Genomic DNA, 2,863 nt, shown 5'->3' on the forward strand with positions numbered 1-2,863 from the left:
GTTCACGATCGCCGCATGCGGCACCGCGACACCCTTCGGGCGACCCGTCGAACCCGACGTGAAGATCACATACGCCGTATTCGACGCCCGCAACGGCGCCACACGCTCGGCATCGGTCACCGGAGAGGCCGCGAAACCACCGAGATCGAGAGTGTCCACGGCCAGCGCCGGCACACCGTCGCCCACCACGCCGTCCGCGAGTTCGGCACGGGTGGTCAATACGCACACCGGTGCCGCGGTATCCAGGATGTACCCCGTACGCTCGGCCGGCTGATCCGGATCCACCGGCACATACACACCACCGGCAGTGGCGACCGCATACATCGCGACCACCAGATCCACCGACCGCCGCAATGCCAGCACCACACGATCCTGCGGACCAACACCCTCCGCAATCAGGGACCGCGCCAGACGGTTGACCCGCGCACCCAACTCCGCATAAGTGATCTGCGAACCATCCGCAGCCACCAACGCCACCGCATCCGGCGTAGCCGCCACCGACGCATCCAGCAGCGACACCAATGTCGCCGCCGAATCCAACTCCCGGCCCGTTGCGTTACGAGCCTGCAGTTCCTGCCGCTCGGCCGGCGCCAAGATCTCCACTTCGCCCACCGGCACCAGCGGATTCGCCACGATCTCGCCGAGCAACCGCACGAACCGATCGACCATCGCCTGCGCGGTAGCGCGGTCGAACAGATCGGTGGCGTAGGTCAGATGACCGTGCACACCGAGGGGAGCGCCGTTGTCGTCGTAGCCATCGGCAACGATCAGATGCAGGTCGAACTGCGAGACCTCGGTATCCACCTCGAGACCCGAGACCGTCAGCCCCGGCAACTCCAGACTCGACTGCGCCAGGTTCTGGAACGAGAGACCGACCTGGAACAACGGATGCCGCGCGGTCGACCGCGCCGGGTTGAGTACCTCCACCAGCCGCTCGAACGGCACATCCGCATGCGCGAACGCCGCGATATCGGTTTCCCGCTGGCGGGACAGCAAACCGGCGAACGACTCCCCGCGATCGAGTTCGGTCCGGAACACCAGGGTGTTCACGAACATACCGATCAGATCATCGAGCGCCTGCTCACCACGACCCGCCACCGGCGTACCGATGGTGATGTCATCGGTCCCCGACAGCCGCGACAGCAACACCGCCAACGCGGAATGCACGACCATGAACAGCGTCGCATTCTGCTCTCGGGCGACCCGCTGCAGCCCGGCGTGGATCTCGGCGTCGACAGCGACCTCGACCCGGCCACCGGTGAACGACTGCACCGCCGGCCGCGGCCGGTCCGCCGGCAGGTCCAGCTGGTCGGGCACACCCGCCAGCGCGGACTGCCAGTACTCGACCTGCCGCGCGGCCAGCGACTCCGGATCGGTCTCGTCGCCCAGCAACTCACGCTGCCAGATGCTGTAGTCGGCGTACTGCACCGGCAGCGGCGCCCAGCCCGGCGCCTCGTCCACGACGCGAGCCGCATACGCGGTGATCAGATCTCGGGTCAGCGGGGCCACCGACAAACCGTCACCGGAGATGTGGTGGACCACCATCGCCAGCACGAATTCACCGGTCGCGCCCTCGCCGGCCGCGTCGCTCACCTCGAACAGCGCGACCCGCAACGGCACCTCGGCGGTGACGTCGAAACCGGTCGACACCAGTTCCGATACCGCGGCCACCACGTCGTCGGCGGCCACCGCGCGCACCTGCAGTCGCGGCGCGGCGTCCCCGGCCGGCAGCACCAGCTGCACCGGACCGGAATCGGTCTCCGGGTAGATCGTCCGCAAGACCTCGTGCCGGCCCACCACATCGGCTACCGCCGCACGCAACGCGTCCACATCGAGGTCGCCCGACAACCGGATCGCCATCGGAATGTTGTAGGCGACCGAATCCCGATCAAACCGGTTGAGGAACCACATCCGCTGCTGCGCCAGCGACAACGGCACCCGCTCCGGCCGCTCCCGCGGCGCGAGAACCGGAAGGTTACCGCGACCGGCAGCGGTCTCCGCCGCAGCCGCCAATGCGGTCACCGTGGACGCCTCGAACAACAACCGCACCGGCACCTGGGTATCCAACGCAGCACCCAGCCGGGCCGCGACCTGGGTCGCGATCAGCGAGTTACCACCCAGGGCGAAGAAATCATCATCGGCACCGACCCGCTGCACACCGAGCACCTCGGCGAACACACCCGCCACGATCTCCTCGATCGGAGTCGAGGGAGCCCGGAACTGCTTGGTCTCGAACACCGGAGCCGGCAGAGCTTTACGATCCAGCTTGCCCGAGGTGTTCAACGGGAACGCGTCCAGCTCCATGACCACAGCCGGGATCATGTAGATCGGCAGCACATCACGCAGATCATCGAGCAGCACCGCCGACACGATCTTCGCACCCGGAGCGGGCACCACGTAGGCGACCAACTGCTCACCCAGATCCGAGGCCGCGACCGTCACCACGGTCTGGCTCACCACCGGCTGCGCCAGCAGAGCCGACTCGATCTCACCCAGCTCGATCCGCTGACCACGGAACTTCACCTGGAAATCGGTACGACCCAAATACAAATACTCCAGCACCGGCAGACCGTCCACCTGCTGCCACCGCACCAGGTCACCGGTCCGATACATCCGCTCGGAGACAGCGAAGGGGTTCGCCACAAAACGATCCGACGACAGATCCGGACGGGTCACATAACCCCGCGCCAGCTGATCACCCGCGAGATACAACTCACCCGTGACACCGGCAGGAACCGGACGCAACCGCGAATCCAACACATACACACGGCTGTTCCACTGCGGCACACCGATCGGCACACTATTGGTTTCCTGACCCGTGGCCTGCCAATACGTGATCGACACCGCGGCCTCGGTCGGACCA

1 protein-coding gene is annotated in these 2,863 nt (G+C 66.6%); it reads right to left on the reverse strand.

The features are described from left to right. Window positions 1-2,863: condensation domain-containing protein (locus IG75_RS0135500; protein WP_030526115.1), on the reverse strand; the 2,863-nt coding region annotated here is incomplete at both ends.

The organism is Nocardia rhamnosiphila NBRC 108938 (genome assembly GCF_000720425.1).
GTDB classification, from domain to species: Bacteria; Actinomycetota; Actinomycetes; order Mycobacteriales; family Mycobacteriaceae; genus Nocardia; species Nocardia rhamnosiphila.